We start from the raw sequence: 24628 nt of genomic DNA, 5'->3' as shown, positions 1-24628 counted from the left end.
GCCCCACACCACCTGGGGAGGAGAGTCAGGTCAAGGGCGTCCAGCCGAGCCTCTCCATCGTGGACAGATCGGTGGCCAGCAGTCCGTCGTCGGACAACGTCCAGAGCGTGTCGCCCACGACCAGCGACCGGCGTACCGGCACGGCGCCCTGTGCGGCCTTCGGATGGGTGAGCACGCCGAGTCGGGTGAGCCCGTCGTCGGTGACACGCAGGGCGAGGGCGCCGGGGCCGTTGGCGGTGTCGAGGGGCATGACCAGCAGCCGCTGCGGCGGCCAGTAGAGGAACGCGTGCGGGTCGTGCTCGGCCTCCGACGATGCCTCCGGCACGTGGTGCTGGGCGATCCGGGTGGGCTTGGCCGGGTCGGCCACGTCGAAGAGCGACACCTGGGTGCCGGTGACCCGGCCGCGATCCGTCGCCTCCTGGCCGACGCCGATCAGCCGTCCACTGTCGACCGGATGCAGGTACGCCGAATATCCGGTGATTTTGAGCTCGCCGACGAGCCGGGGCGCCCCCGGCTCCCGAAGATCCACTGTGTAGAGCGGGTCGATCTGCCGGAACGTCACCACGTACGCCTTGTCGCCCGTGAAGCGCACCGCGTAGATCCGCTCCCGCTTCCCGAGCCCGCCGAGGCGCCCTGTCTCGCGCAGGGTCCGGCCGTCGGCCCGGAGCACGTAGACAGTGGAGCTCTGCTGGGCGGGATCGCCGCCAAATCCCGATGTGGTGGCGACCCGAAGGTGTCCGTCCCATTCGGACATCGCGTACTGGTTGATCAGCCAGCCCGGCACCTTGGTCGACGTCACGAAGCGCGGCCGTCCCGACGGCCCGAGGGCGAACTGGTAGATCTCGCTGCTCTGTTCGGGCGCGGCCGAGTCCGCCCGCCCCGGCACGACCCGCCAGCGCTGGTCGTTCACGACGTAGAGGTTCGCGCCGTTGCTGTAGACCGTGTCGCCGTCGGCGAGCACCGTCAGGGGGTCGCCGTCGCCGAACTCGGGCCGGGTCAGGTCGAAGCTGAGCACCGTCACCATCGAGGTCCCGGAGTACGTGTCCGGATGGCGGAGGCGGTCGCACCCGATCCGGCCGCTGGTGGTGCGGCCCCCGGAGTCGATCTCGTACCGTGGGAGCCACGCCTCGATCGGGGCCGCGTCGATCGCCTCGCGGTTGGCGGCGAGGCGCTGGGCGTCGGTGCCGCCGCGCGGCGCCGGGAAGGTCAGCCGGGGCGAGGACCGGACGACGACGCGGGCGGCGCCGCCGACCTGGCGGGCGTCGACGAGGGCGCCGTCGATGCGGTACCGACCGAGCAGCTTGGGTGCCCCGGCCAGGTCGACCAGGAGCAGCACGGGTCGCTCGGGGCCGGCGACGATCATCGAGTCGCCCGCGATGTCCGGTCGCGCTCCGCCCCGGCCGTGGCCGGAGATGAGCACGAGCGCGCGGTCGCCGTGCAGCAGCAGGCTGCTCTGCGCCCACCGGTACCCCTCGGCCTCATCGCCGGTGGCCAGCGCCAGCTCGCCGGTGACGCGGCGGGTGTGCGGGTCGACGCTGCGCAGCACCCCCGCGCTGACCGTGACGATCCGCCGGCCGTCCGTCTTGACGATGTCCGGCTCGTCGACGCCGGCCTCGTGCGTGTTGGTGCCGGAGTGGTCGGGCCCGGCAGGGGCGCCGCCACCCGCGGCGGACTCGGCCGCCGCGGCGGGGTTGCCGCCGCGGTCGAGGCCGGTCCGGAAGCTGTAATCGATGGAGCCCGGCAGGCCCCACGGCCCCACGCTCTTTTTCGCCGCGGCCCTCAGCCCGGCGAGCACGTCGGTGCAGGAGTCGAACGCGACGAGCCGCAGCGGCGGCGCCGGTTGGGCCGGCTCGCGGCGCGGCGCGGCGTCGCAGCCGGCCAACAGGAGGACCGCGACGCCTGCGGCGAGACGGCGGCGGGGTGTCATGCCGGGTTGGACGCGGCGCCGCGCCGTCCGGTTCCCGGTCAGTTCGGCGTGATCGCCGTGGCGCCGTCGACCAGTCGGGAGAGGACGATCATGCTGCGGGTCGAGGTGACGAACGGCTCGGCCCGGAGCCGTTCGAGCGCCTGCTCGAGGTGGGAGATGTCGGCGGCGCGCAGGTGGACGAGGGCGTCGGCCTCGCCCGACACGGTGTACGCGCCGACGACCTCGGTGTGCCGCCGGGTCGCCGTCGCGATCTGGGCCGGCGTGGTGCGACCGGTGCAGAAGAGCTCGACGAAGGCCTCGGTGTTCCAGCCGACCGCGGCGGGGTCGACCACGGCCGTGAAGCCCCGGATGACCCCGGCGGAACGCAGCCGGTCGACCCGGCGCTTCACGGCGGGAGCGGAGAGCGAGACGCGCGCGCCGATGTCGGCGTACGAGGCCCGGGCGTCGGCGACCAAAGACGCAATGATCCGCTGATCTACCTCGTCGATCTGCAACGTTCCGCCTCTCGCAAGCAACAGTTGCGGCTGTTATCGCCGCTGCAGCGTACCTACTCTTTGTCCGTGACCCAGCAGCGGAACCCGCGAAAGCGGACATACCTGATGTGCCCGCCGGAGCACTTCACGGTCGAGTACGTGATCAACCCGTGGATGGACACGTCCACGCCGGTCGACGTCGAGCTGGCGCTGAAGCAGTGGGAACGGCTGCGCGAGACGCTCGTCGACCTCGGGCACACCGTGCACGTGCTGCCGCCGCGGGCCGGACTGCCGGACATGGTCTTCGCCGCCAACGGCGGATTCGTCGTCGACGGGACGGTCTACGGCGCCCGGTTCAAGTACCCGCAGCGCGCCGCCGAGGCCGCGGCGCACCGGGAGTTCTACGAGGCGCAGGGCTGGACGTACGTGGCGCCGAGCGAGGTGAACGAGGGCGAGGGGGACTTCGCCTACCTGCCGGACGCGTACGGCGGGACGATCCTCGCCGGCTACGGCTTCCGCACGGAGCCGGCCGCGCACGCACAGGCGCAGGACGTCCTCGGCCGGCCCGCGGTCTCGCTGCGGCTGGTCGACCCGCGCTTCTACCACCTCGACACTGCGCTCGCGGCGCTCGACGACCGGACGGTCACCTACTTCCCGGGCGCGTTCTCGCCGGCCTCGCAGCGGGTCCTGCGGCAGCTGTTCCCGGACGCGGTGCTGGCCGACGAGGCGGACGCCCTGGCGTTCGGGTTGAACCTGGTCGGCGACGGCCGGCACGTCGTGCTCAACGACGAGGCGAGCGGCATGGCGGCCAGGGTGGCGGCGGCCGGCTACGTGCCGGTGCCGGTCGAGCTGTCGGAGCTGAAGAAGGGCGGCGGCAGCGTGAAGTGCTGCGTGGCGGAGCTGCGCCACTGAGCCGTACGGACACTGCGAAAGGGCCCCGCCGACGGCGGGGCCCTTTCCGTCAGCCGAGCGTGGTGAGCTCGTCGATCAGGACGTTGCCGTAGACCGGCCCGTCGCGGCGCACCTCGCGCAGGTACCACTTCTGCTGCGGCGTGCGCCCCTGGTTGAACTGCCACGGGCCGCGCGGGCTGTCCACCTGGCCGACCGTGCCGAGCGCCAGGTTGACCTGCTGCGATGTCGGGCGCGCGCCGGCGTTGCGGATCGCCTTGTCCAGCACGTGCGCGGCGTCGTAGGACGCGACCGCGTACGTGGTGGGGGAGGTCCCGTGCTTCTTGCGGTAGGCCGCCGCGAACCGCGTGTTCGCCGCGTTGCTCAGGTCGGAGGAGTAGTTGAGGGCGGTGCGCGTCCCCACGGCGTCGGCGCCGAGCTCGTCGAGGACGTTGCCCTCGGTGAGGAAGCCGGGGGCGTAGATCCGCCCGTCGTAGCCGGTCGCGCGGAGCTGCCGGATGAACTCGACGGCCGCGGCGCCCGCGAAGAAGCAGTAGACCGCCGCCGGGTCGTCGGCCAGCAGTTCCGCGATGTCCCGCTGGTAGGCGCGCTTGCCGGGGCTGGTCTGGAACGTCGACCAGACCGGCTTGCCGAGCCGCCCGTCCCGGCCGAACGCCTCCTGGAAGCCCTGGACGGCGTCCCGCCCGGCGGAGTAGTCCGCCGCGATGATCCCCACCTTCCCCCGGGGGACCTCCTTCTTCACGTACGCCGCCAGCGCCGTTCCGGGCTCATCGGTGATGTACGAGGTGCGCCAGATGTAGACGACGCCCTGGAGACTGCGCGGCGACGCGTTGGAGCCGATCAACGGGATCCTCGCCTGCTCCACCGTCTCGCGCAGCCCGAGCATGGCCGCGGAGTTGGCGACGCCGGTCAGCGCGAGGACGCCGTCCCTGATGAGCCGCTCCGCCGCCGCCTTGCCGCTCTGTTCGCTCTCGCCCTCGTCGGCGATCAGCAGCTCGACGGGGTGGTCGCCGAGTCGCTTGTTGTTCAGGTCGAGGAAGAGTTGGAACCCGTTGACCAGTTCCTGCCCGATCGGCTTGTAGCCGCCGGTCTGCGGCGCGATCAGACCGATCCGTACCGGCTCACCGGCGTCGGAGTCGGAATCCCCGTCCGTGCACGCGGCGACGAGCCCGGTCGCGCCGAGCGCGGCCAGGAGCTTCAGTGCCTGCCGGCGGTCCATCTGCGACACGGGCTGTCCTTCCACGCGGTCGTCGGGCCGATCCGACCCCCTCGGCGTTCTACCCGGTTCGCGACGCTGCGTCAATGCCGCGTGATCTTCGGTGGCGCTGGTCCGATCGCGCCGGCGTACGCCGACGTCGCCGCCCTGCCACCGAAAGATCCCGTTATGCCGGTCTTGACCAGCCGGAAGGCCGGCCTGCCTGCCGTAGCGCGCGCTCCCGCCGGGCCGCGCTCCGGACCAGCGGAGGCCGAGGATGCCGACGGGCGGCCACTACGATCGGTAACTGAAAGGGTACGCGATCGCGGGGATCCTGGATCCCGGCGCACGGCCGGGGCGGTCGCTGAGCGAAGATGGATCGCATGACCGAAGCGCCGCGAAACCCGGAAGAGAACGAGCCGAAGCCCTCGGTCCCGAGCGCCCCCGGCGCGGTCGTCGTGGTCGGGCCCGACGGCCGCCCGGTGGGCACCGTCGAGAGCGACGCCGACGGCGAGACCGACGCCGAGGACCCGTCGCGGCTGATCGAGCAGCCGGCGAAGGTGATGCGCATCGGCAGCATGATCAAGCAGCTGCTCGAGGAGGTGCGGGCGGCGCCACTCGACGAGGCGAGCCGGCACCGGCTCCGCGAGATCCACCAGCGGTCGATCACCGAGCTGGAGGACGGGCTCGCGCCGGAACTGCGCGAGGAGCTGGCGCGGCTCTCGCTGCCGTTCGAGGAGGGCGCCACCCCGAGCGAGGCCGAGCTACGGGTCGCCCAGGCACAGCTCGTCGGCTGGCTGGAGGGGCTCTTCCACGGCATCCAGGCGGCGCTGGTCGCGCAGCAGATGGCCGCGCGGATGCAGCTGGAGCAGATGCGCACCGGCGGGCGCCGGGCGCTGCCGGTGGGGCCGGGGATGGTGCCGGGGATGCCCGGGCAGCCGGGCCAGCCCGGCGAGGACCCCAGCCGCACCGGCCAGTACCTCTAGGTCCGGTCCGGCGACCCGAGCGCGAACAGCTCTTCCAGGTAGGCGGCGACGCCGTCCTCGGAGTTCGACGCCGTCACCGCGTCGGCGATCTCCCGCACGGTCGGGTGGGCGTTGGCGACCGCCACCGCCCGCCCGGCCCAGGTCAGCATCGGCACGTCGTTCGGCATGTCCCCGAAGGCGATCACGTCGGCCGCGGTCAGCCCGAACCGGGAGCAGAGCCAGGCGAGCCCCGCGGCCTTCGTCACCCCGGCCGCCGAGATCTCCACGAGCCCCGAGTACGACGAGTGGGTGGCCTCGGCGAGCCCGGCGATGGCGCCCGCCACCGTCTTCACGAACACCTCCGGGTCCTGCGTGCTGCGCGCCAGCAGCTTCACCGCGGGCGCGGAGAGCAGTTCCTCCGGGGTGGCGACCAGCCGGGCGGTCGGATGGTCGCTGTTCCAGTGCGTCGGCCAGTCCTCGCCGTGCCGCATCAGGCGCCCGTCCTGCACCTCCACCGCGAAGACCACGCCGGGTACCTCGGCACGCAGCCGGCGGACCACCTCGGCCATCAGGTCGGGGGCGAGCGGGTCGGCACGGAGCACCTCGTCGGTGACCGGGTCGTAGACGACCGCCCCGTTGGCGCAGACCGCGGGCACGGGCGCGTGCAACTGCTGGTAGACCAGGTCCAGCCAGCGCACGGGGCGACCGGTGACCAGCACGACCCGCACGCCCTGCGCGGAGACCCGCTCCAGCGCGGCGGCGGTCCGCGCGCTGACCGACTTGTCGGGGCGGAGCAGCGTCCCGTCGAGGTCCGTGGCGATGAGTCGTGGCGGCTGTCCCATCACCGGGACAGTAGCCGATCCAGGTACACCGCCACTCCGTCGTCATCGTTGCTTAACGTGACCTCGTCGGCGACCGCCCGCAACGCCGGGTGCGCGTTGGCGACCGCCACCCGGCTCCACCCCGCCCACTCGAACATCGGCAGGTCGTTCGGCATGTCCCCGAAAACCAGCACCTCCGACGGATCGACGCCGAGCGCCTGCGCCACCACGGAGAGCCCGGTGGCCTTGTCCACCCGCGGCGGACAGATCTCGATGAAGCCCAGCCCGGACTGCGTGACGGTGGCGAGCTCGGGCGGCATCACCTCGCGCGCCCGAGCCAGCAGGACGTCGACGTCGTGGTCTGCGGCCCGGGCGAACGCCTTGATCACATCGCCGCGCAGGCACTCCGCCCGGGTCCGTGCCTCGAACCGGTCGGGGTAGCGCCAGGACGGATCCGGGTCCCCCCACAGCGGGGCGTCGACCGCGTCCAGCGCCTCGACCATCACGGTCAGCGGCCCGATCGCCGCCTCCAGCTCCGCGATCAGCTCGGCCAGCATCGCGCCCGAGATCCGCTCGTCCCGCAGCACCACGGGGCCGCTCGGGTCGGTCTGGTCGACCACCCGGCCGCCGTTCGCCATGACCAGGAAATCGGCGGCGCGGATGTCGTTGCGGGTGAGCTCGGCCAGCCGGGGGCCGCGTCCGGTCGCGCCGACCACCGGTATCCCGGCCGCCCTGACCCGGTCGAGAACCCCGTGGGTGTACGCGGAGACGGTCTCGTCCGTGCGGACCAGGGTGCCGTCGAGATCGGTCGCGATCAGCTTCGGGAGACCGGGGCGCGGCATCGTTCCTCCTTCACCCCGGAACGGCGGGGCAGCAAACGTACCTCGCTGAATGCGACCGCACCATTACTTCCGGGGGAAGTGAGGCCTACTTCCGGCAGACGCGATTACCACCTTCTCCGAAGAAGCGACCGCCACCTTCCGGCAGCAGCGGTCAGCGCCGCGGCTCCAGCACGTCCCGCCCGCCGACGTACGGCTGCAGCGCCTTGGGCACCCGCACCGAGCCGTCCGGCTGCTGGTGGTTCTCCAGGATCGGCACCAGCCAGCGCGTCGTGGCGAGCGTCCCGTTCAGCGTCGCGGCGGTCTGCGGCTTGCCGTTCTCGTCGCGGTAGCGGACGTTGAGGCGACGGCCCTGGAACGTCGTGCAGTTGGAGGTGGAGGTGACCTCGCGGTACCGCCCCTGCGACGGCACCCACGCCTCGCAGTCGTACTTACGGGCCGCGCTGGAGCCCAGGTCGCCGGCGGCGACGTCGATCACCCGGTACGGAACCTCGACCTTGGCGAGCATCTCCTCCTCCCAGGCCAGCAGCCGCAGGTGCTCGGCGTGCGCCTCCTCGGGCCGGCAGTAGGAGAACATCTCGACCTTGTCGAACTGGTGCACCCGGATGATGCCGCGGGTGTCCTTGCCGTACGAGCCGGCCTCGCGCCGGAAGCAGGACGACCAGCCGGCGTAGCGCATCGGGGAGTCGAGCTGCAGGATCTCGTCGGAGTGGTACGCCGCCAGCGGCACCTCCGAGGTGCCGACCAGGAACAGGTCGTCGGCTTCGAGCCGGTAGACCTCGCTGGCGTGGGCGCCGAGGAACCCGGTCCCCTCCATCGACTCCGGCTTGACCAGCGCCGGGGTGATGGCCGGGGTGAAGCCGTACTCGACGGCCTGCGCGAGCGCCAGCTGGAAGAGCCCGAGCTGCAGCAGCGCGCCGACTCCGGTGAGGAAGTAGAAGCGGCTGCCGGAGACCTTGGCGCCGCGTTCCATGTCGATCGCCCGCAGCGCCTCGCCCAGCTCCAGGTGGTCACGCGGGTTGTCGATCGCCGGCTTGGCGCCGACCTCCCGCAGCACCACGTAGTCGTCCTCGCCGCCGGCGGGCGCGCCCTGCTCGACCACGTTCGGGATCGCCATCTGCGCCCGGCGCAGCCGCTGCTCGGCCTCGCCCGCGGCGGCCTCGGCCGCCTTCACCTCGGCCGAGAGCTCCTTCGTACGCTGCAGCAGCGCCGTCTTCTCGTCGCCGCTCGCCCTGGGCATCTGCTTGCCGAGCTGCTTCTGCTCCGCGCGCAGCGTCTCGAACCGCTGCACGGCGGCGCGTCGGTCCTCGTCCGCGCGGAGCAGGTCGTCGACGACCGACTCGGACTCGCCACGGGCTCGCTGGCTGGCGCGGACGGTGTCGGGATCTTCGCGGAGCAGGCGCAGGTCAATCACGGGGTCTGAGCCTACCGGGGGCCGCTACGAGATTCGCGTCGATATGGGTCCGTCCCGTCCGGCGGCGGCCCCGATCGCCGTTGCGACCGCTGGGCGCTGCGCTCGTACCCGTGTCCCGGCGGCGCCGCCCGGGGGAGCGACTGCGCCTCCGGGTCGAGGAACGGCGGCGCGGGCGTGACCGACAGATCCGCAGGTTGCCGGGCGGAGTCGGACCCCGGCCCGTCGGAGCGGCGCCGCGACGGCCGGCCGGGCTCGTCACCGGACCCGCCGCCACCGCCGGGAAGCGTCGGCGCCCGGCGCGCGAGCAGCAGCGCCGCGCCGAGCATGGCGACCCCGACGAAGGCCAGGACGAGTCCCCGTCCGTGCCGGACGGCCAGCGCCTCGACGCCGAAGTACCGACTCATGATCTGATGCAGGGCGGCGAGCAGCGCGCCGAGCATCACCAGCAGGCCGCCGGCGAGCGCCAGCCCGGCGACCCGCAGCTCCCGCCGGACCGCAGGGGCACCGAACAGCGCCAGCGCGACGCAGCCGGTCAGCGCGAGGACCCCCACCAGGTACGTGGTGCCGAACGATCCGATGTCGTTGACAGTCTGCGGCACGGTGGGCGGCCCGTCGCCGGCCGGCGCGGTGTCCCCGGGCGCGGTGACGGCCCACTCCCCGAACAGCGACCCGGCGACCGCGGCCGTCCCGAGGGCGGCCACGCCGGTGACCACCCGCGGGTCGCGCGCGAAGGCGGTCAGCGGGCTGCGGAGCGGCTCCAGCAGCGGGCCGCGCCGCGGCCCCCATGCCACGATCGTCGGCCCGGGTGCCGGGCCGTCGACGGGGTGTTGCTGGGACATCGGGTACGCCCTCCGTGCGCCGCTTCCGCCGCATCATGGCACGCGCGCAGGGCCACCCAGGCGTTCATCGACGCAGCTGAGCGGGGGTCCGCACGGACAGCAGGGCCGCGCCGAGGGCGAGCAGTGCCGGCGCGGCAACGCCGTACGTGCTGCCCGGCGCGCTTTCGGGCCGGAAGTCCACCTCCGCCAGCCCGGTGGGCAGCGGGGCCACGGCGGATCCGGTGAGCTGGTCGCCGAGCGCGGACGCCACCAGCATCGCCCCGACCCCGACCCCGATGCCGGCGACCGCGGCGATCCGCGCCGCCCGCCCCGACGCCGCCGCCGCGCCGGCGAGGCAGCCGATCAGCACGAACAGCAGGGTGACGTACCACCAGCCGCGGTCGACCTGGAACACCGCGACCGCGGCCGCGACGGAGTCGTCACCGGCGTGCACCTCGTAGCGCGCCCACGGTACGGCGAGCGCCATCAGCGCGAGGACGAACCCGATCGTGCCGAGCAGCGAACCGAGCGTGAGTGCCGCCTTGCGGCCCATGGACCAACCCTCCGTCGGTGAGCATCTCGCCGCATCGTCGCATCACGGTCCGGTTTGGGCTAGCGTCGTGTTCATGCCTATCCGCACCGCATCAGCCCAATGGCAGGGCAATTTGACCGACGGCTCCGGCACCGTCCGCACCGGGAAGGGCGGACTCCAGGGCAACTACTCCTTCCGGTCCCGCTTCGAGGAGGGTGAGGGCACCAATCCCGAGGAGCTGATCGCGGCCGCCCACTCCGGCTGCTTCTCGATGGCGTTCTCCAAGGCGCTCGCGGACGCCGGGTTCAACCCGGTCTCGGTCAACACCACCGCGTCGCTGCACTTCGACAAGACGGACGCCGGCATGACGGTGACCCGGATCGACCTCGACACCGTGGGTGACGTCCCCGGCATCGACGCCGCGCAGTTCCAGAAGCTCGCGGAGGCGGCCAAGGACAACTGCCCGATCTCCCGGCTGCTGTCGCCGGCCGCCCAGATCACCCTCGCCGCGCGCCTCGCGGGCTGACCACCATCGGCGTGATCGGGGACCGGCCCGCGCGGGTCCCCGATCACGCCGATCTTCGTATCGCGCTCGTGCGGCACAATGGACCGGTGCCCGTCGAGATGAGCCGCGAACGCTTCGAGGAGCTGGTCGGCGAGGCCCTGGACGAGGTGCCCGAGGAGTTGCTCGGGCTGATGAGCAACGTGGTCATCCTCGTCGAGGACGAGTCCCCGCCCGACGATCCCGAGCTGCTCGGCCTGTACGAGGGCCACGCCCTGACCACCCGCGGCTGGGACTACGCCGGGGTGTTGCCGGACCGCATCACCATCTACCGCAATCCAATCCTGCGCATCTGCGACAGCGAGGAGGATGTGGTGGACGAGGTGGCGGTCACCGTGGTGCACGAGATCGCCCATCACTTCGGCATCGACGACGAGCGGCTGCACGCGCTCGGGTGGGGGTGAGCGTGCCGATTGGGGGGGATTGTCATGCGCAGTGAACTGTTTGCCGCGGAGAACCTGGAGAAGGAGTCCGCCCAGCCCGGTCTGCGGCTGCAGAACTCCAAGATGCTGAAGATCGAGCTCAACGGCGAGTGCATGGCGCGGGCCGGCTCGATGGTCGCGTACCAGGGTGACGTGCGGTTCCAGGCGCTGGGTGCGGGTGGGTTCGGCAAGTTCCTGAAGCAGAAGCTGACCGGCGAGGGCGTCCCGCTGATGAAGATCTCCGGTCGCGGTGACGTGTTCCTGGCGAACTTCGCCGCCGACGTGCACCTGATCGACCTGGAGCCCGGGGACGCACTGTCGATCAACGGTTCGAGCGTGCTCGCGTTCGACTCGACCCTGCAGTACGACATCAAGATGGTGCAGGGGATGGGGATGGCGTCCTCGGCCGGCCTCTTCAACTGCGTCTTCACCGGGCAGGGGCGGATCGCGATCACCACGAGGGGCGCCCCCGTCGTGCTCACCGTGGACCAGCCCACCTACGTCGACCCGCAGGCCGCGGTCTGTTGGTCGGCGGGGCTGCAGACCGGCTACCACCGCGCCGAGCAGCTCGGCCTCGGCACGCTGCTGGGCCGCAGCACCGGCGAGGCGTTCACGATGAGCTTCGCCGGCCAGGGCTTCGTGGTCGTGCAGCCGTCCGAGGAGCCGCCGGTGGCCGGCGCGGGCCAGCAGCAGGGCGGCGGGGTGCTGGGCGGTCTCTTCGACTGACGGCGCCCGAGAGCCGGCCGCTAGTCCAGCCGCCCGGTCCGCAGGCGGGCCAGCCACGCGGCCGCGTCCGCGTAGTCCACGTCCGACAGTCCGGCGGGCGCCGGCACGGGGCGGTCGCCGGTGGCGGTCCAGCGATGCCTCGGGTAGGACCCGAGGAAGCGCACGTCGGCGCAGATGCGCCGCAGCCCCTGCAGCGCCTCGCCGAGCCGGTCTTCCGCGACGTGCCCGGAGCAGTCGAGGAAGAACAGGTAGCGGCCGAGCGCCTCGCCGGTGGGCCGGGACTCGATGCGGGTGAGGTTCACCCCGCGGACGGCCAGTTCCATCAGCACGGCGAGCAGGGCGCCGACCCGGTCGTGGGCGATGAAGACGGCCAGCGAGGTGACGTCGTCGCCGGTCGGCGGGGGCGGCGGGGCGGGGCGTGCGACCAGCACGAACCGGGTCACGGCGTCGGCGTGGTCGGCGATCTTGTCGGCCAGCACGGTGAGCCGGTGCGCGGTGGCGCCGACGGGCGCGCAGATCGCGGCGTCGTGCTCGCCCGTCGCCGCGCCGGCCGCGGCCGCGCCGTTCGACAGGACGTCGACGACGACCGCGTCCGGCAGGTGGTCGGCGAGCCAGCCGCGGCACTGCGTCGAGGCCTGCGGATGAGCCGCGACGGTCCGTACGTCGGAGAGCGCGACGCCGGGGCGGGCCGCCAGCACGAAGTCGACGGGCAGCACCACCTCGCGGGTGATCACCAGCGGGGCGCCCTCGGCGATCTCGTCGAGCGTCACCCCGACGGCGCCGCCGATCGAGTTCTCCAGCGGCACCAGTGCCGCGTCGGCCTCGCCGGCGCGGACGGCGTCGAGCGCCTCGGGGATGCTCCGGGCCGGCGTGCGGGTGCCGTGCTGGGCGGCGGAGATGGTCCGCAGCGCCTGCTCGGCGAAGGTGCCCTCGGGGCCCAGATAGACGAAGCGCGTCGGCGGTGTTCCCGGCATGGCCCCTAGCCTACGTACCCGGGCCCGGAAGCCGACGTCGCGTCGCAGGCCAGGGCGCGGATTCCGGGCGGGGCGGTGACCCGGACCGGGATGCCGCAGACGTCGGTCCCGGCGGCCACCAGCGTGAGTGCCGTGGGGGTGCCGCTGGTCACCACCTGGAGCGGCTCGCGGCCCGGCACGACGAGCACCGTGTACTGCCAGTCGCGGGCGCAGAGCGGGCCCTGGCGCACGGTCACCCGGGCGTTCGTCGGCAGGAGGCCCGGGGTACGTCGCAGCAGCGCGACGATCTGCGCCCCGTCGGGCCGGCGCCGGCAGTCGACCGCCGTGGTGTCGTTGAATCCCGGGGCCGCGGTGGTCGCGGTCGGCGTGGGGATGACGATGGGTGGCGCGGACGGGGTGGGGGACGGTGTCGCCGTTGCGCCGCCGGTCGGTGACGGCGCGGCGCCGCCGGGCCCGTCGCGCAGCTCGGGCGGCGTGCCGCAACCGACCAGCAGAGCGGCCCAGGCCAACAGGGCGGCCAGGGCGGCGGGGGCAGGGGTGCGGGACACCGGCCGGTTCCTTGCGCAGAGGTGGTCTCGTCGGTCGCGGGGGACCGACCGCCATCGTAGGTGCTCAGACCGTGACTCGGTGCCCGGTCTGGGTCAGCGTCGCCACCGCCTCGTCGGCCCGTACGGCGGGGACGAGCAGGTAGTCGGTGTCGTACGTGGAGAAGGCGACGATGTTGACGCGGGCCTCCGCGAGGGGGACCACCAGCGAGGCGAGGATGCCGGTCAGCGCCAGGTCGAGCGGGCCCGCCACCCGCAGGCAGCGCCACGGGGTCTCGACGACCGCGCCGTCGGGCACCCGGTCGGCCGGGCAGATGATCGAGACCTCGTCGGCCGTCCAGGTCACCGAGACCAGGCCGCCGGCGTCGGGACCGCGCAGGAGCTCGGCGGGGATCGACGTGCCGGCCGGCAGCCGGCACACCGCGTATTCCTCCGGAAGCAGATCGAGGTCCAACATGAGGAGAGACTACGGTTCGTCGCTGGCCGGCCCAACTCCCCGCGGGTGCGTCGATCGCCACATCGGTGAGCGCGAGTGGGTGGTCAGACCTCGGAGAAGAACGTGAGGGACCCGGCGACCACGCCGTCCTCCCACAGGGGTGTGGCGATGGCGTCGACCGTGGCGTCGCCCTCGCCCGCCGGCCCCGACTGGACGCGGAGCAGGCCGCGCGCGAGTCGGCCGGAGGTCAGCGCCAGCAGCGGCGGGATCTTGTCGATCTCGCCCTCGGTGAGCTCGCCACGGGCCGCGGTGAAGTCGAGCAGGCGCAGGACGCCGAGCAGCGGCCGCCCCACCGACTCGGGCCGGGCGCCGATCCCGAGCAGCGAGCAGCAGGAGGCGGAGGCCGCGCAGATCCGCATCTCGACGTCGATCACGAGGCACGGCTCGACCGCGGTCGCGACCGTCGTGCACCACTGGTCGATGCCGGTGGCCGACGGCGGTGACTCGGCCGCGCGCGGCACGAACGCTTCGGAGAGCGAGAGTTCGACGTGCGCCAAGGCGCCTCCCATGCAATTCGCCGGATCACCCGCCACGCTAACCGGCCGGTGGCGATGGCGCAGCGATAGCGCTGTCGGGCCGACAGCCCCGTCGGGACGACAGCGACTGTCGCCAACCGCCGCGCGCGAGCCGGCACCGGATGGGTCAGCGCTCCCGGGTGACGTTACCGGCGCGTTGCGCTCTTGTCAGCCACCGTTCGCCCGTCGCGGTACCAGCGATAGTCGTCACCGCCGCGGTACGGCGCGTTGAGCCAGGTGTTCGGGTTCCCCGCCACCCGGGACAGTTTCTCCGCGGTCGCCGCGCTGATCCGGTTACCGCCGGCGACGAGCAGCCGGTCGAGCTCACGGTGGGTGGCGACCAGGCAGTCGTTGGGCAGCCCGTACACGCTGATCACGCCCGATCCGACGAACGTCAGCACCGGGGTGACCGGCACGGTCAGCCCGACGGCGCGCGAGATCGCCTTGCTCGCCCGGCGCGCGTCCCGCTGCGCCTCGGCCACATAGGGCGGACGCTTCCCGTTGATCTGCACCACGTCGCCGGCGATGAGCACGCGGGCCCGGCCGTGGTCGGCGACGGTGACGGCGAAGAGGCCGCTCGGTCCGATCGCGAGGAAACCGGCGCGCTCCTGCTGCCCCCGCTCGTCGACGTCGAGCCATGTCGCTGCCGGGTCGGTACGCGGCCAGTCCACGACGTGCCACGCCGGGCCGAGGTGGTCGAGCCGGTTGAGCGCCCGCGCGCCGGCGGCCTCGACGCGCCGTGCCTCGCGTTCCGCGCGGCGGCGCCGCGCCCACTCCACCGGGCCGGGTCGAACCGCTTCGAGGGCGCCTGGCGGAGGTGCGGGGGACGGCGGTGTGCTGGTGGCCGCCGGTAGTGCCCGTCGTGGGGGAAGGGCTCGGCGCGCGGGGAAGACTGTCATTCCGACCTCCGGCAAAAGGTCTCCTACAGTTGTCTTGCCACTACCGTAAGTCGCTGTACCCGCGTGGAAGCAAGCCGTGACACCGGAATGAATGAGGATGAATGGCTCATTCACCCGAGCCTGATTCTCCGGATAGTGTGAATCCGCTGCCCTAGGCTGCGGGTGTGACGCATTACGTCGACAGCGAGGTCGGCCGGCTCGGCACGGTGTTGCTGCACCGCCCCGGCCCCGAACTCGCCCGGTTGACCCCGCGCAACAACAACACCCTGCTCTTCGACGCGATCCCCTGGGTCGCGCGCGCACAGGACGAGCACGACGCGTTCGCCGCCCAGCTGACCGCGCACGGGGTCGAGGTGCTCTATCTCGGACAGTTGCTCGCCGAGACGCTGGAGGTCCCGGACGGCCGGCAGGAGCTCACCCGCCTCGTCCTCGCCGACCGCCGGCTCGGCGACAGCCTGCGGCAGCGCGTCGCCGACCACCTCGCCCAGCTCGACCCGGTGGCCCTGGCCGGCGTCCTCATCGCCGGCCTGGCGCACGAGGAGCTGCGGCCGACGGCGGGGCGTTCGGCGGGCCTGGTCTACATGCTGATGGACCGCCACGACTTCGTCATCGACCCGCTGCCCAATCTGCTGTTCACCCGCGACTCGGCGGTCTGGATCCGGGACCGGGTCGCCGTGACCAGCCTCGCCATGCCGGCCCGTCGACGCGAGACCACCCTCACCGACGCGATCTACCGGCACCACCCCCGATTCGCTGGTACGGAGCTGGTCTACCAGCCCTCGCTGGAGCATCTGGAGGGGGGCGACATCCTGTCCCTGGCGCCCGGCGTGCTCGCCGTGGGCGTGGGCGAGCGGACCACCCCCGCCGGCGCGGAACGGCTGGCCCGGCGGGTGCTCGCGGCCGAGCTGCCGGGCGGACCGCTCGCGCACACGGTGCTGGCCGTGCCGATCGCCCAGCAGCGGGCCACGATGCACCTGGACACGGTCTGCACGATGGTCGACGTCGACGCCGTGCTGATGTACCCGAACCTGGCCGACTCGCTGCTGGCGTACACGATCGTCGCCGGGGCGGACGGGGAGCCGCGGGTCACCGGTCCGACCCCGTTCCTGCGGGCGGCCGCCGACGCGATGGGGATCGACGAGCTGCGGGTCATCGACACCGGGCTCGACCCGGTGACCGCCGAACGCGAGCAGTGGGACGACGGCAACAACACGCTCGCGATCGCGCCCCGGCTCTGCGTGGCGTACGAGCGCAACACCGAGACGAACGAGCAGTTGGAGTCGGCGGGAATCGAGCTCATCCGGATCGCCGGGTCGGAGCTGGGCTCCGGCCGCGGCGGCCCGCGCTGCATGTCCTGCCCGATCTCGCGCGCCCCGCTGCGCCCCTGATCCGCGCGACCGCCCGTGGCGCCGGCGGGCACGCGGACCAGGGGAGAAGATCAGCGGATGGTGAGCTGGCGACCCAGCAGCCCCTGCTTCGCCCGGCGGGCGGCGCTGTCCAGCGGCCCCTCCTGCGCCAGCGCGTCGGCGTACCGCTTGGCGAAGTCGGCCAGCGGCGCCTCCCACTCGGCGGCCTCCGGCTCTCCCGGCACGTCCCACACCGGCACCAGCAGGCCGTGCGCCCGGAACATGCCGGCGAACTTCGTCCCCTCCCCGAGCGGTAGCTCGCCGCCGGCGGACAGCCGGGACAGCGCGTCCAGCGCGGTGTCCTCGTCGTCCGGGAGCACCCACCGCACGTGCGCCTTCTCCGGGACACGGCACCAGTACGCGGCGCGGGCCGCCGCCAGCCGGACCGTCGGGTAGATCGACGCGTTGGCGCGTTCCAACGACGCCTTCACGTTCGGGTCGTCCGAGGCCCCCTCGTCGAGCCAGAAATCGAAGCCGTCGTGCATGGTGATGTCGAGCGCCCCGTCGACCAGGATGTCCTGCAGCCGCGGTCCCTGTCCCGGCAGCGCCGGCACCGCCACCGTCCCGCCGGGTTCGGTCTGCAGCGCGCACAGCACCGCGACCGCCAGGTCCCGGGAGATGTCGCCGGACTGCACGTGGCGCTGCAACCCGACGAACACCCGTCCGTCCGGCTTCGTCATCGCGGGCCAGGCCATCGGCAGCACGGTGGCCAGGGTGACAGGGCGGTCGCCGTACTGTTCGACCAGCTCCGGGGCGAGCCGCAGCGGGGCGGACGCCGCCGGGACCAGCTCGCGCAGCGCGATCCACTCCGCCTCGTCGGCGAGCCCCGCGAACGGGCGGGGTACGAACGTGTCGCGCAGCTTCTGCCGCTTGGGGGCCGCTTCGGCGGCGGACCGGGGATTCTTTCGACGCTTACTCACGGCGACACAGCCTAGGCCCCCGGTGGACCGCCCGCGGTGGATAACCCTCCCGGTCGCGCACTTCCCCCGGTCGATCGACGCGCGCGGCGGCGGGTCGACGCCTCAGGAGAGCTGCGCCCAGACGCTCTGCCCGAGACCGTCGCGGTTGACGCCCCACCGGTCGGCGAGCGCCGCGACGATGCTCAACCCGCGCCCGTCCAGCGAGTCGGGGCCGACGGTACGGGGCCGGGGGTCGCCGTTCGCGCCGCCGTCGGTCACCCGCACCTCGACCGTGTCGTTGTCGACGCCCGGGCAGAGCCGCCAGGCGACCCGGATCACGCCCCCGGGCAGCGGGTCGGCGTGGCGCACGGCGTTGCCGACCAGCTCGGCGAGGACCGCCACGGCGTCGGCGAGCAGCGGCGCCGGGACCGCGGCCGAGAGCTCGGCGGCGAGGCGATGCCGGGCCGCGCGGGCCCCCTGCGGGTGGTGCGGGACGACGACGCACCAGGACCGCTCGGACAACGCCATGGACACGCTCGTGCCTCCTCGCACAACGCCCCGGGGGGTTCGCCCCGACGGGAGAACGCCGGCAACCGCCGCGCCGGCCTGTCTCACCCGCGAGGCAGTCGGACCTCTGCGACCGTACCGCCCCCTTCGCGCGGGCGCAGGGAGACCCATCCCTTTTGTCGCTCGACGATCCGCCGCACGAGATAGAGCCCGAGACCGGCCCCCGGATACTGCCGCCGGTCACCCTGCTCCCCCTGCCAAAAGCGGTCGAACGCCCGCTCAACATGCTCCGGGCGTACCCCTATACCCCGGTCGCTCACCCGGAAAACCACCGTCCGCTCGTCCGACTCCGCGGTCAGCTCGATCGGCGTCCCCGGCGGCGAGTACTTCACCGCGTTGGTGGCGAGCTCGGTCAGAACGGTGGCGAGGCTCGCCCGGTCGCCGAGCGCCTTGGGCAGGTCCACGGGGAGGTCAAGGGCCAGCCGGTGGCGCAGGTCGGCGGGGAGCCCCCGGGCGGCGACCCGCAGCGCTTCGAGGAGATCGAACGGTACGGGGGCCGAGCCGCCGACCGGACCGACGTCGTTGGCCGCCGACAGCAGCCGGTCGACCAGCCGCGCCAACTCGCCGGCGCGCTGGCCGATCGTGCGGGCCGCCTGCAGCCGCTCCGATTCCGGCAGCGAATCCCAGTGGTTGTTGAGCGTGTCGGCGTAGCCCTTGATGACGGTGACCGGGGTGCGCAGCTCGTGGCTGGTGACCGCGAAGAAGAGATCCCGGTCGTGGTCGCGTTGCCGCTGGTCGGTCGTGTCGCGGAAGGTGATCACCCGCGACTCCGCCTGCCCGGGCAGCTCCCCGGACGTGATCCGCAGCCATCGGCCGTCCGGCAGCTGGTGGTCGATCACCTGGCCCGGCGGCGGGACCGGGAAGGGCAGCGGCCGGTCGCGCATCTGCGCCGCCGGCCGGCCGGTGACCGTCTCGGCGGCCGGGTTCCAGAGCAGCACGCGGTCGTGCTGGTCGACGATGGCCAATCCGTCGGCGAGCGCCGCCACCACCGGGCCGTCGCCGTGGACGGGCAGCCCGTAGTGGTCGCCGTACATGTGGGCGATGCAGGCGGCGAGGTAGGCGATGAGCACGTGCTGATCGGGGTGCGCCCGCTCGGCGGCGTCGGAGTAGTAGGCGTGCAGCGTGCCGATGACCAGACCGCCGATCTCGGCGCGCGCCGTGAGGACGCGGCGCAGTCCGCGCCCGGAGAGCTGGTTGGCCTGCTCGCCGGAGAGCACGTCGTCGACGCCGAACTCCTGGGTACGCGCGCCGGTCAGCAGCCGGGCGATCCCCGGATCGGTGCGCTCGACCGGCCGGCCCAGCTCCCATTCGGCGGCGCCGACGGCGCCGATGATCCGTCCGGTGCGACGGCCGTACTCGACGAAGGACACCCCGGTGGCGCCCAGGGCGCGCTGGGCGAGCTGCAGCATCCGGTCGAGGACGGGAAGTCCCCCCTCGCCGGAGTTGATCATCTCGATGACCGCGGTGTGGCCGGCGATCAGAGCGGCGTAGTCAGGGCTCTCCGGCATGTCCTGAGTCTGCACTCTCCGCGCGTGCTTTGGGCAGTCCTGCCCGGATCGGAGTCGCTAACGTCCCAGCCGTTGCAGCACCAGGGCCGGCCGGTCGGTGATGATGCCGTCCACGCCGGCCTCCAGCGTGAGATCGAGGTCGTCGGGCTCGTTGACCGTCCAGACGTACACCTGGTTGCCGGCGGCGCGCAGCGCGGGCACCAGCTGCGGCCGGGCGCGGAGCAGGTTGACGCCCGGTCCGGCGATCCGCGCGCCGAAGGGCAGCCGGGTCAGCCGCAGTCCCCGCGGGATGACCTCGAACAGCAGCACGGTCGGCACCCGCGGCGCGAGCTCACGCATCCGGCGTACCGCCAGCGGCGAGAAGGACATGACCGTGACCTGTACGGGGTCGGACTCCCGTGGGTCGGCCAGCCCGTGCTGCCGCAGCAGCGCGACCAGCCGGCGCTCCACGTCCCCGCCGTACCGCGTGGGGTGCTTGGTCTCGATGAGCAGCCGGACGGTGCGGCCGGAGTCGCGAACGGCGGCCAGCAGCCGTTCGAGGGTGAGCAGCCGGGTCCGGTCCGGGTCGGCGGGGACGTCGGTGGTGAGGTCGTCGCTGGTGCCGCCCGGATGCCAGGAGCCGAAGTCGAGCTGGTCCAGCTGGGCGAGGGTGTGCGCGCTGACCCGCCCCCGACCGTTGCTGGTGCGGTCGAGCCGTCGGTCGTGCACGCAGACGAGGTGACCGTCGCGGGTCAGGCGTACGTCGCACTCCAGCCCGTCGGCGCCCTCGTCGAGCGCCTGGAGGTACGCCGCGAGGGTGTGCTCGGGCAGCGCCGCGGACGAGCCGCGATGGGCGAACACCAGCGGTTCGGGCATGCCTACCTACTGATCGTGGAAAGCGGCGGCGGAAGCTACAGCACGCGGGCGGGGGAGCCGTCCTCGCTCACCAGCGGGCGCCCGGCGGCCGACCAGCTCTTCATCCCGCCGTCGAGGTTGCGGACGTTGTCCCAGCCGTTGCCCATCAGGTAGGAGACGACCTGGGCGGAGCGGCCACCCGACCGGCAGACCACCACCACGTCGGCGTCGGTGGGCACCTCGGCGAGCCGGGCGGGGATCTCCATCATCGGCACGTGGTGGGCGCCGGGCGCGTGCCCCGCGGTCCACTCGTCGTGCTCGCGCACGTCGAGGAGGTACGCCTCGCCGGAGATCTCGGGCGCGGTCACGGAAGGAACCTGAGGTCCGAACACGGCTACCAAGCCTAGAGGGCTAGATGCGGTTCACCCACCGCGGGTTGGCCGTGACCCAGCTCTCCGTGTCCGTGCCGCGCAGCGCCGCGAACAGGCTGTCCGCGGCCGGGTCGAGCTGTTCGGAGTAGATCTCGTCGACGACGCTGCCCGTGGTCGGCACCTGCAGCCCGACCAGCGCGTCGGCACGGAGGCTCCAGAGCGCGGAGGCCACGTTCGCCGGCGGCACCCGGTTGGTGTCGACGATCATCGCCGAGCCGAGCGCCCGGATCAGCTGGTCGGCCCGGACGGGATTGGCCAACAGTCCGCCGGTGCCGGCCTTCTGCATGATCGCTTTCAGGATCTGCTGCTGGTGTCGTTCCCGGTCGTGGTCCCCGCCCGGTAGCCCGTAGCGTTGGCGCGCGTAGTCCAGCGCCTGCGCCCCGCCCATCTGGTGACATCCGACGGGGAACACGGCTCCGGTGTGGATCGACCGGACCTCGGTGTCCACGCAGATCGTGACGCCGCCGAGCAGGTCGATCACCTTGCGGAAGCCGCCGAAGTTGATGATCGCCGCGCCGTCGAAGCGCAGCCCGGTGAGCCCGGTCAGCGTCGCCGAGAGCAGTCGCGCCCCGGCCGCGCCGCCGCCGCCGTACAGGAACGCAGAGTTGATCTTGTCGGTGCCGCCGGGGTAGCCGGCCGGGCCGTCCGGGGGGATCTCGGCGAGCAGGTCGCGGGGCACCGAGACCAGGTACGCCCGCTTGAGTCCGGCCGGGACGTGCGCGATGAGGATCGTGTCGGCGAGACCGCCGCCGGGGTCCTTCGGTCGCCGGTCGGTGCCGACGAGCAGATAGTTGAGGGAGCCGGAGACGTGCTGCCGCAGCCAACTGCCCGACTCGTCGCGGCGCGCCGCCGGATCGAGCAGTTCCTGCTTGGTGAGCGCGCGGTCGTACCGTTCGGTCAGACGGTGCAGGGCGAAGCCGGCGGCGCCGGCGGCGATGAACAGCACGAGCCCCAGCGCGATGAGGATGCGGGCCCAACGGGGCGCGTGGGCGTGTCGCGGCCGGCGGCCACGTCGGACGAGAGCGACAGCGGTCGCCGGAGTGCGGTCAGGGTAGCCCGGCCGAGCCGGCGCTCCCCGCTCGGATCGGGACGTCATGCCTCCCAGGCCGTGCCAGGTGAAACCCTCTCACGACCCAGGCTACGGACCTATTTGCCCGCCTTACGGCTATTGCCGTTCTGCCACATTCTTTCCGGGAACCCCGGACCCGCGGCCTATTTTTGCGGGACGAGCACGCTCGGGTTGTTCATGATGAACTCGTCGAGGTTGTCGTTCTTGACCGCCCGGAACATCTCCTGGCTGATCGGCTGCAGCGCCTCCTGCCCGGCGCCGTTGGTGCTGAACGTGCCGTTGTTGGTACGCAGCAGCACCAGGTCGTTGGTGGTGACCCCGCGCATCGTGAAGATGAAGTCCGCGATCGGGGTGCCCCCGGTGTCCAGCACCAACGCCGTGCCGGCGGCCTTGGTGAGCTGCTGGAGCTTCGCGGGGTTGGTCAGGACGCCGCTGGCCATCGCCTTGCTGGCCATCGCCTTGATCAGCTTCTGCTGGTTCTGCTGGCGGTCGTAGTCGCCGTTGTCCAGGCCGTACCGCTGGCGCGAGTAGTCCAGCGCCTCCCAGCCCTTCATCTCCCGGCAGCCGACCTTGTGCACCACCGGCTTCTTCTCGCCGGAGGCGTTCCGGGCCTCGGCGAGCCACATCGGCTTGCCGTCGACCAACATCATGTGCGCGGACGTGACCTCTTTGGTGACGCACATCCGGATCGAGCCCAGCGCGTCGATGATGTTCTTGAAGCCGCCGAAGTTGACGATCGCGGCGCCGTCGAAGCTGATGCCGGTCATGTTCTTGATCGTCTGAGCCATCAGCTGCGCCCCGCCGCCCCAGCCGCCGCCGTTCTGCGCGCCGTGGAAGAACGCTGCATTGATCTTGTCGGTCGTGCCGCCGAAGCCGTTCTTCTTGAATGCCGGGATCTGTGCCTCGGTGTCCCGCGGGATGGAGATCAGGTACGCCTGGTCGTGACTGGCCGGGATGTGCAGCACGATGATCGTGTCCGCCCGGACGTCGTCGGCCTCGAGCCGGGCGCGGGCGTCGACGCCGAGCAGCAGCAGGTCGATGGGGCCGTCCAGGTCCGCGCCGCCCTCGGCGTCGGTCTTGCCCGCGCCGCCGATCAGGTTCTCCGTTTCGATGCTGCCCGTGGCCTGGCCGATCAGGACCTTGGCGCCGACGATCGATCCGCCGGCCAGCACCATCAGCACGGCACCCATGATCACGATGAGGCGGGCCCACGTCGGGTCCTTCCGCCGCCGCGTGGTGCTCTTGCCCGTCTTCGGCCTACCGCCCGGCCCGGCCGGTCCGGCGAGCCGCGTCACGGCGGGCGCGGCGGTCGGCTCGAGCGATGGCGGACGTCGACGGGTTTGCACCGGCATGCGTGCTCCAGGGGACGCGACAAGGGAGAGGGGATCACTCTACGGATTCGACATGCAATCCGCGAGCATCGTTCGGTTTCACCTTCGTATCAAGAAAGTGCAATCCCCATCGGCCGTCCGGCTGACCCCCGCAGGGTCAATGGCCTGCGAATAGAGATGGGAGTCACTTCGGCGGACGGCAATCGAGCAGGTCGGACGCGGTGGCCGGAGCCCGGTCACCCACCGTTCGACCGAACGGGCGGCTTGTTGGCCCGCACCCAGTCGGCCATCTTGTCGTTCCGCATCGCCTTGTACATCGCGAGCGCCTTCTCCCGGTCCGACACGACCACCGATTCGCCGTTGATCATCTGGCTGCCCAGGTGCGGGCTCGTGAGGAACTGCAGGTTCTCGCCACGGAGCTTGCGGAACTGGAGCACCGTGTCGGGCAGGGAGAACCCGTCGTCGACCGTGACCGCGTCGGTCGTCGCCTTGAGGAACGACGTCAGCTTCGCCGGGTTGGTCAGCGTGCCGGTGCTGGCGGCCTTGTCCATCAGCGCCCGCAGGAACTCCTGCTGGTGGCGCATCCGGGCGAAGTCCCCCTCGGGGAACTGCTTGCGCTGCCGCACCCAGTCCAGCGCCTCGGCGCCGGTCATGTGGTTCGTGCCCTTCCGGAACTTGCGGTAGGGCTTGTGGATCGAGGTGATGTTCTGCTCGACGTACAGATCGACGCCGCCGAGCGCGTCCGTCACCTGCTTGAAGCCGGCAAAGTCGATCGCCGCCACGTGATCGATCCGGACGTCGGTGAAGCACTCGACCGTCCGCACGGCGAGCGGGACGCCGCCCCACGCGAACGCGGCGTTGATCTTCGCGCGCTGGCCGGAATCGCACGCGTCGCCCGCGCTCTCCGGGATCGGCACGTAGAGGTCGCGCGGGATGGAGACCAGGTAGGCGCGGTCGTGGCTGGCCGGCACGTGCATGATCATCACGGTGTCGGCACGCCACGCGCCGGGCTTGTCGAGCACGGCGTCGGGGTCCCGCGAGTCGCTGCCGACCATCAGGATGTTGACCGCGCCGCTGGCGCCGGCCGCCGGCCGGCCGCTGGCGATCGGGGAGAACGCGTCGGTGCGCCCGAGCGATCCGTCGAGCCGGTGCACGTACATCCACAGGCCGCCGCCGGTGAGCAGCGCCAGCACGAGCAGGGCGACGACCGCGACCAGCGCGATGCGGCCCCACCGCGGGCGCGGGCGGGGCCGCGGCCCCGGAAGCGGGCCGCCGGGTCCCGGAGGCCCGCCGGCGCGCCCGCCGCCACCGCCGAGGCGCCCACCGCCGCCGCCGGGCCGGCCGGCGTCACCGCCGAGTCGGGCGGCGCTACCGCCGACGCCCACCCGCGCGCCGTAGGCGTCGCGCTCCCGGTCGTCGCGGGAGCCGGTCGGAACGTGCGCGCGGCCGGAGACGCGGCCGGACGTGTCTGGCGTGGTGGGGGGTGTGTGCCCGGACGAGCTGCGGCGGGGGGACCTGCTCACTGACATGCCACCAGCGTACGTACCGGGC

General features: G+C 72.6%; 27 protein-coding genes. 6 read left to right on the top strand and 21 right to left on the bottom strand.

Features of this window, described 5'->3' with window-relative positions; genetic code table 11:
• Positions 1-25 precede the first annotated feature (25 nt).
• Together BLW47_RS04695 and BLW47_RS04690 are read right to left on the bottom strand one after the other, a co-directional pair.
• Positions 26-1927: a beta-propeller domain-containing protein gene (locus BLW47_RS04695; RefSeq protein ID WP_091551739.1), complete on the bottom strand. Its 1902-nt coding sequence runs from the start codon at positions 1925-1927 to the stop codon at positions 26-28.
• 38 nt (positions 1928-1965) lie between these two features.
• On the bottom strand, positions 1966-2421 hold the full coding sequence (locus BLW47_RS04690) for an Lrp/AsnC family transcriptional regulator (protein ID WP_091551737.1): 456 nt from the start codon (positions 2419-2421) through the stop codon (positions 1966-1968).
• A gap of 66 nt (positions 2422-2487) precedes the next feature.
• On the opposite strand from BLW47_RS04690, the gene ddaH reads away from it, so the two are divergent.
• Complete coding sequence (ddaH, locus tag BLW47_RS04685; protein WP_342708805.1) at positions 2488-3312, top strand: dimethylargininase; 825 nt, start codon at positions 2488-2490, stop codon at positions 3310-3312.
• 49 nt (positions 3313-3361) lie between these two features.
• Here the strand turns inward: ddaH and BLW47_RS04680 are convergent, their stop codons facing one another.
• A complete protein-coding gene (locus BLW47_RS04680) occupies positions 3362-4537 on the bottom strand; it encodes an ABC transporter substrate-binding protein (protein WP_091551732.1) in 1176 nt (391 codons plus the stop codon).
• A gap of 341 nt (positions 4538-4878) precedes the next feature.
• Here BLW47_RS04680 and BLW47_RS04675 point away from each other — a divergent pair, with 341 nt between their 5' ends.
• Positions 4879-5490, top strand: a complete 612-nt coding sequence (locus BLW47_RS04675) for a bacterial proteasome activator family protein (protein ID WP_425435321.1) — start codon at positions 4879-4881, stop codon at positions 5488-5490.
• Here BLW47_RS04675 and BLW47_RS04670 read toward each other — a convergent pair.
• The 5 genes from BLW47_RS04670 to BLW47_RS04650 all read right to left on the bottom strand — a co-directional run bounded on the left by BLW47_RS04670 (position 5487) and on the right by BLW47_RS04650 (position 9914).
• Positions 5487-6311: an HAD family hydrolase gene (locus tag BLW47_RS04670; RefSeq protein WP_091552567.1), complete on the bottom strand. Its 825-nt coding sequence runs from the start codon at positions 6309-6311 to the stop codon at positions 5487-5489. The genes BLW47_RS04675 and BLW47_RS04670 overlap by 4 nt on opposite strands.
• Complete coding sequence (locus tag BLW47_RS04665; RefSeq protein WP_091551727.1) at positions 6311-7132, bottom strand: HAD family hydrolase; 822 nt, start codon at positions 7130-7132, stop codon at positions 6311-6313. The genes BLW47_RS04670 and BLW47_RS04665 overlap by 1 nt, the downstream gene beginning before the upstream one ends.
• Positions 7133-7283: 151 nt before the next feature.
• Positions 7284-8543 carry a serine--tRNA ligase gene (serS, locus tag BLW47_RS04660; RefSeq protein ID WP_091551725.1) on the bottom strand — a complete coding sequence of 420 codons (1260 nt, stop codon included), beginning with the start codon at positions 8541-8543 and terminating at the stop codon, positions 7284-7286.
• An 11-nt stretch (positions 8544-8554) separates the two neighbouring features.
• Positions 8555-9382: a hypothetical protein gene (locus BLW47_RS04655; RefSeq protein ID WP_091551722.1), complete on the bottom strand. Its 828-nt coding sequence runs from the start codon at positions 9380-9382 to the stop codon at positions 8555-8557.
• A 64-nt stretch (positions 9383-9446) separates the two neighbouring features.
• Positions 9447-9914 (bottom strand): hypothetical protein, encoded by a 468-nt coding sequence (locus tag BLW47_RS04650; protein ID WP_091551720.1) that lies wholly within the window; start codon positions 9912-9914, stop codon positions 9447-9449.
• 73 nt (positions 9915-9987) lie between these two features.
• On the opposite strand from BLW47_RS04650, the gene BLW47_RS04645 reads away from it, so the two are divergent.
• The 3 genes from BLW47_RS04645 (at position 9988) to BLW47_RS04635 (ending at position 11603) form a co-directional block, all read left to right on the top strand.
• Complete coding sequence (locus tag BLW47_RS04645; protein ID WP_091552564.1) at positions 9988-10419, top strand: OsmC family protein; 432 nt, start codon at positions 9988-9990, stop codon at positions 10417-10419.
• A 98-nt stretch (positions 10420-10517) separates the two neighbouring features.
• Positions 10518-10859: a metallopeptidase family protein gene (locus BLW47_RS04640; protein ID WP_091552562.1), complete on the top strand. Its 342-nt coding sequence runs from the start codon at positions 10518-10520 to the stop codon at positions 10857-10859.
• A 24-nt stretch (positions 10860-10883) separates the two neighbouring features.
• The gene (locus BLW47_RS04635) at positions 10884-11603 is read left to right on the top strand and encodes an AIM24 family protein (RefSeq protein WP_091551717.1); all 720 of its coding nucleotides are present in this window, start codon (positions 10884-10886) and stop codon (positions 11601-11603) included.
• A 20-nt stretch (positions 11604-11623) separates the two neighbouring features.
• Here the strand turns inward: BLW47_RS04635 and pheA are convergent, their stop codons facing one another.
• The 5 genes from pheA to BLW47_RS04610 form a co-directional block, all read right to left on the bottom strand.
• Entirely contained in the window at positions 11624-12577 is a 954-nt protein-coding gene (pheA, locus tag BLW47_RS04630) for a prephenate dehydratase (protein WP_091551714.1), read from the bottom strand.
• Between the two features lie 5 nt (positions 12578-12582).
• Entirely contained in the window at positions 12583-13125 is a 543-nt protein-coding gene (locus BLW47_RS04625) for a hypothetical protein (protein WP_091551711.1), read from the bottom strand.
• A gap of 64 nt (positions 13126-13189) precedes the next feature.
• A complete protein-coding gene (locus tag BLW47_RS04620) occupies positions 13190-13579 on the bottom strand; it encodes an ACT domain-containing protein (protein WP_091551709.1) in 390 nt (129 codons plus the stop codon).
• 83 nt (positions 13580-13662) lie between these two features.
• Positions 13663-14115: a hypothetical protein gene (locus BLW47_RS04615; RefSeq protein ID WP_091551707.1), complete on the bottom strand. Its 453-nt coding sequence runs from the start codon at positions 14113-14115 to the stop codon at positions 13663-13665.
• A gap of 164 nt (positions 14116-14279) precedes the next feature.
• Positions 14280-15032 (bottom strand): hypothetical protein, encoded by a 753-nt coding sequence (locus BLW47_RS04610; protein ID WP_091551704.1) that lies wholly within the window; start codon positions 15030-15032, stop codon positions 14280-14282.
• 164 nt (positions 15033-15196) lie between these two features.
• Here BLW47_RS04610 and BLW47_RS04605 point away from each other — a divergent pair, with 164 nt between their 5' ends.
• A complete protein-coding gene (locus BLW47_RS04605) occupies positions 15197-16420 on the top strand; it encodes an arginine deiminase (RefSeq protein ID WP_091551702.1) in 1224 nt (407 codons plus the stop codon).
• Between the two features lie 50 nt (positions 16421-16470).
• On the opposite strand, the gene BLW47_RS04600 is transcribed toward BLW47_RS04605, so the two are convergent.
• The 8 genes from BLW47_RS04600 to BLW47_RS04565 form a co-directional block, all read right to left on the bottom strand.
• Positions 16471-17358 (bottom strand): DUF5926 family protein, encoded by an 888-nt coding sequence (locus BLW47_RS04600; RefSeq protein ID WP_091551699.1) that lies wholly within the window; start codon positions 17356-17358, stop codon positions 16471-16473.
• Between the two features lie 102 nt (positions 17359-17460).
• Entirely contained in the window at positions 17461-17865 is a 405-nt protein-coding gene (locus BLW47_RS04595) for an ATP-binding protein (protein ID WP_091551697.1), read from the bottom strand.
• An 83-nt stretch (positions 17866-17948) separates the two neighbouring features.
• Positions 17949-19412 (bottom strand): sensor histidine kinase, encoded by a 1464-nt coding sequence (locus BLW47_RS04590; RefSeq protein WP_091552559.1) that lies wholly within the window; start codon positions 19410-19412, stop codon positions 17949-17951.
• Positions 19413-19469: 57 nt separating this feature from the next.
• Positions 19470-20267 (bottom strand): glycerophosphodiester phosphodiesterase, encoded by a 798-nt coding sequence (locus BLW47_RS04585; protein ID WP_091551694.1) that lies wholly within the window; start codon positions 20265-20267, stop codon positions 19470-19472.
• Positions 20268-20302: 35 nt separating this feature from the next.
• Entirely contained in the window at positions 20303-20638 is a 336-nt protein-coding gene (locus BLW47_RS04580; protein ID WP_091551692.1) for a rhodanese-like domain-containing protein, read from the bottom strand.
• 19 nt (positions 20639-20657) lie between these two features.
• Positions 20658-21623, bottom strand: coding sequence for an LCP family protein (locus BLW47_RS04575; RefSeq protein WP_245736341.1), 966 nt, complete (start codon positions 21621-21623; stop codon positions 20658-20660).
• A 266-nt stretch (positions 21624-21889) separates the two neighbouring features.
• Positions 21890-23098, bottom strand: coding sequence for an LCP family protein (locus tag BLW47_RS04570; protein ID WP_091551686.1), 1209 nt, complete (start codon positions 23096-23098; stop codon positions 21890-21892).
• A 215-nt stretch (positions 23099-23313) separates the two neighbouring features.
• Entirely contained in the window at positions 23314-24606 is a 1293-nt protein-coding gene (locus tag BLW47_RS04565; RefSeq protein ID WP_091551684.1) for an LCP family protein, read from the bottom strand.
• Between the last annotated feature and the right edge of the window lie 22 nt (positions 24607-24628).

This window comes from Micromonospora pattaloongensis (genome assembly GCF_900107255.1).
In the GTDB taxonomy this organism is placed as follows: domain Bacteria; phylum Actinomycetota; class Actinomycetes; order Mycobacteriales; family Micromonosporaceae; genus Micromonospora_I; species Micromonospora_I pattaloongensis.
The sequence above is the reverse complement of the archived record's forward strand: the minus strand, read 5'-3'. Positions and strand labels throughout refer to the sequence as shown.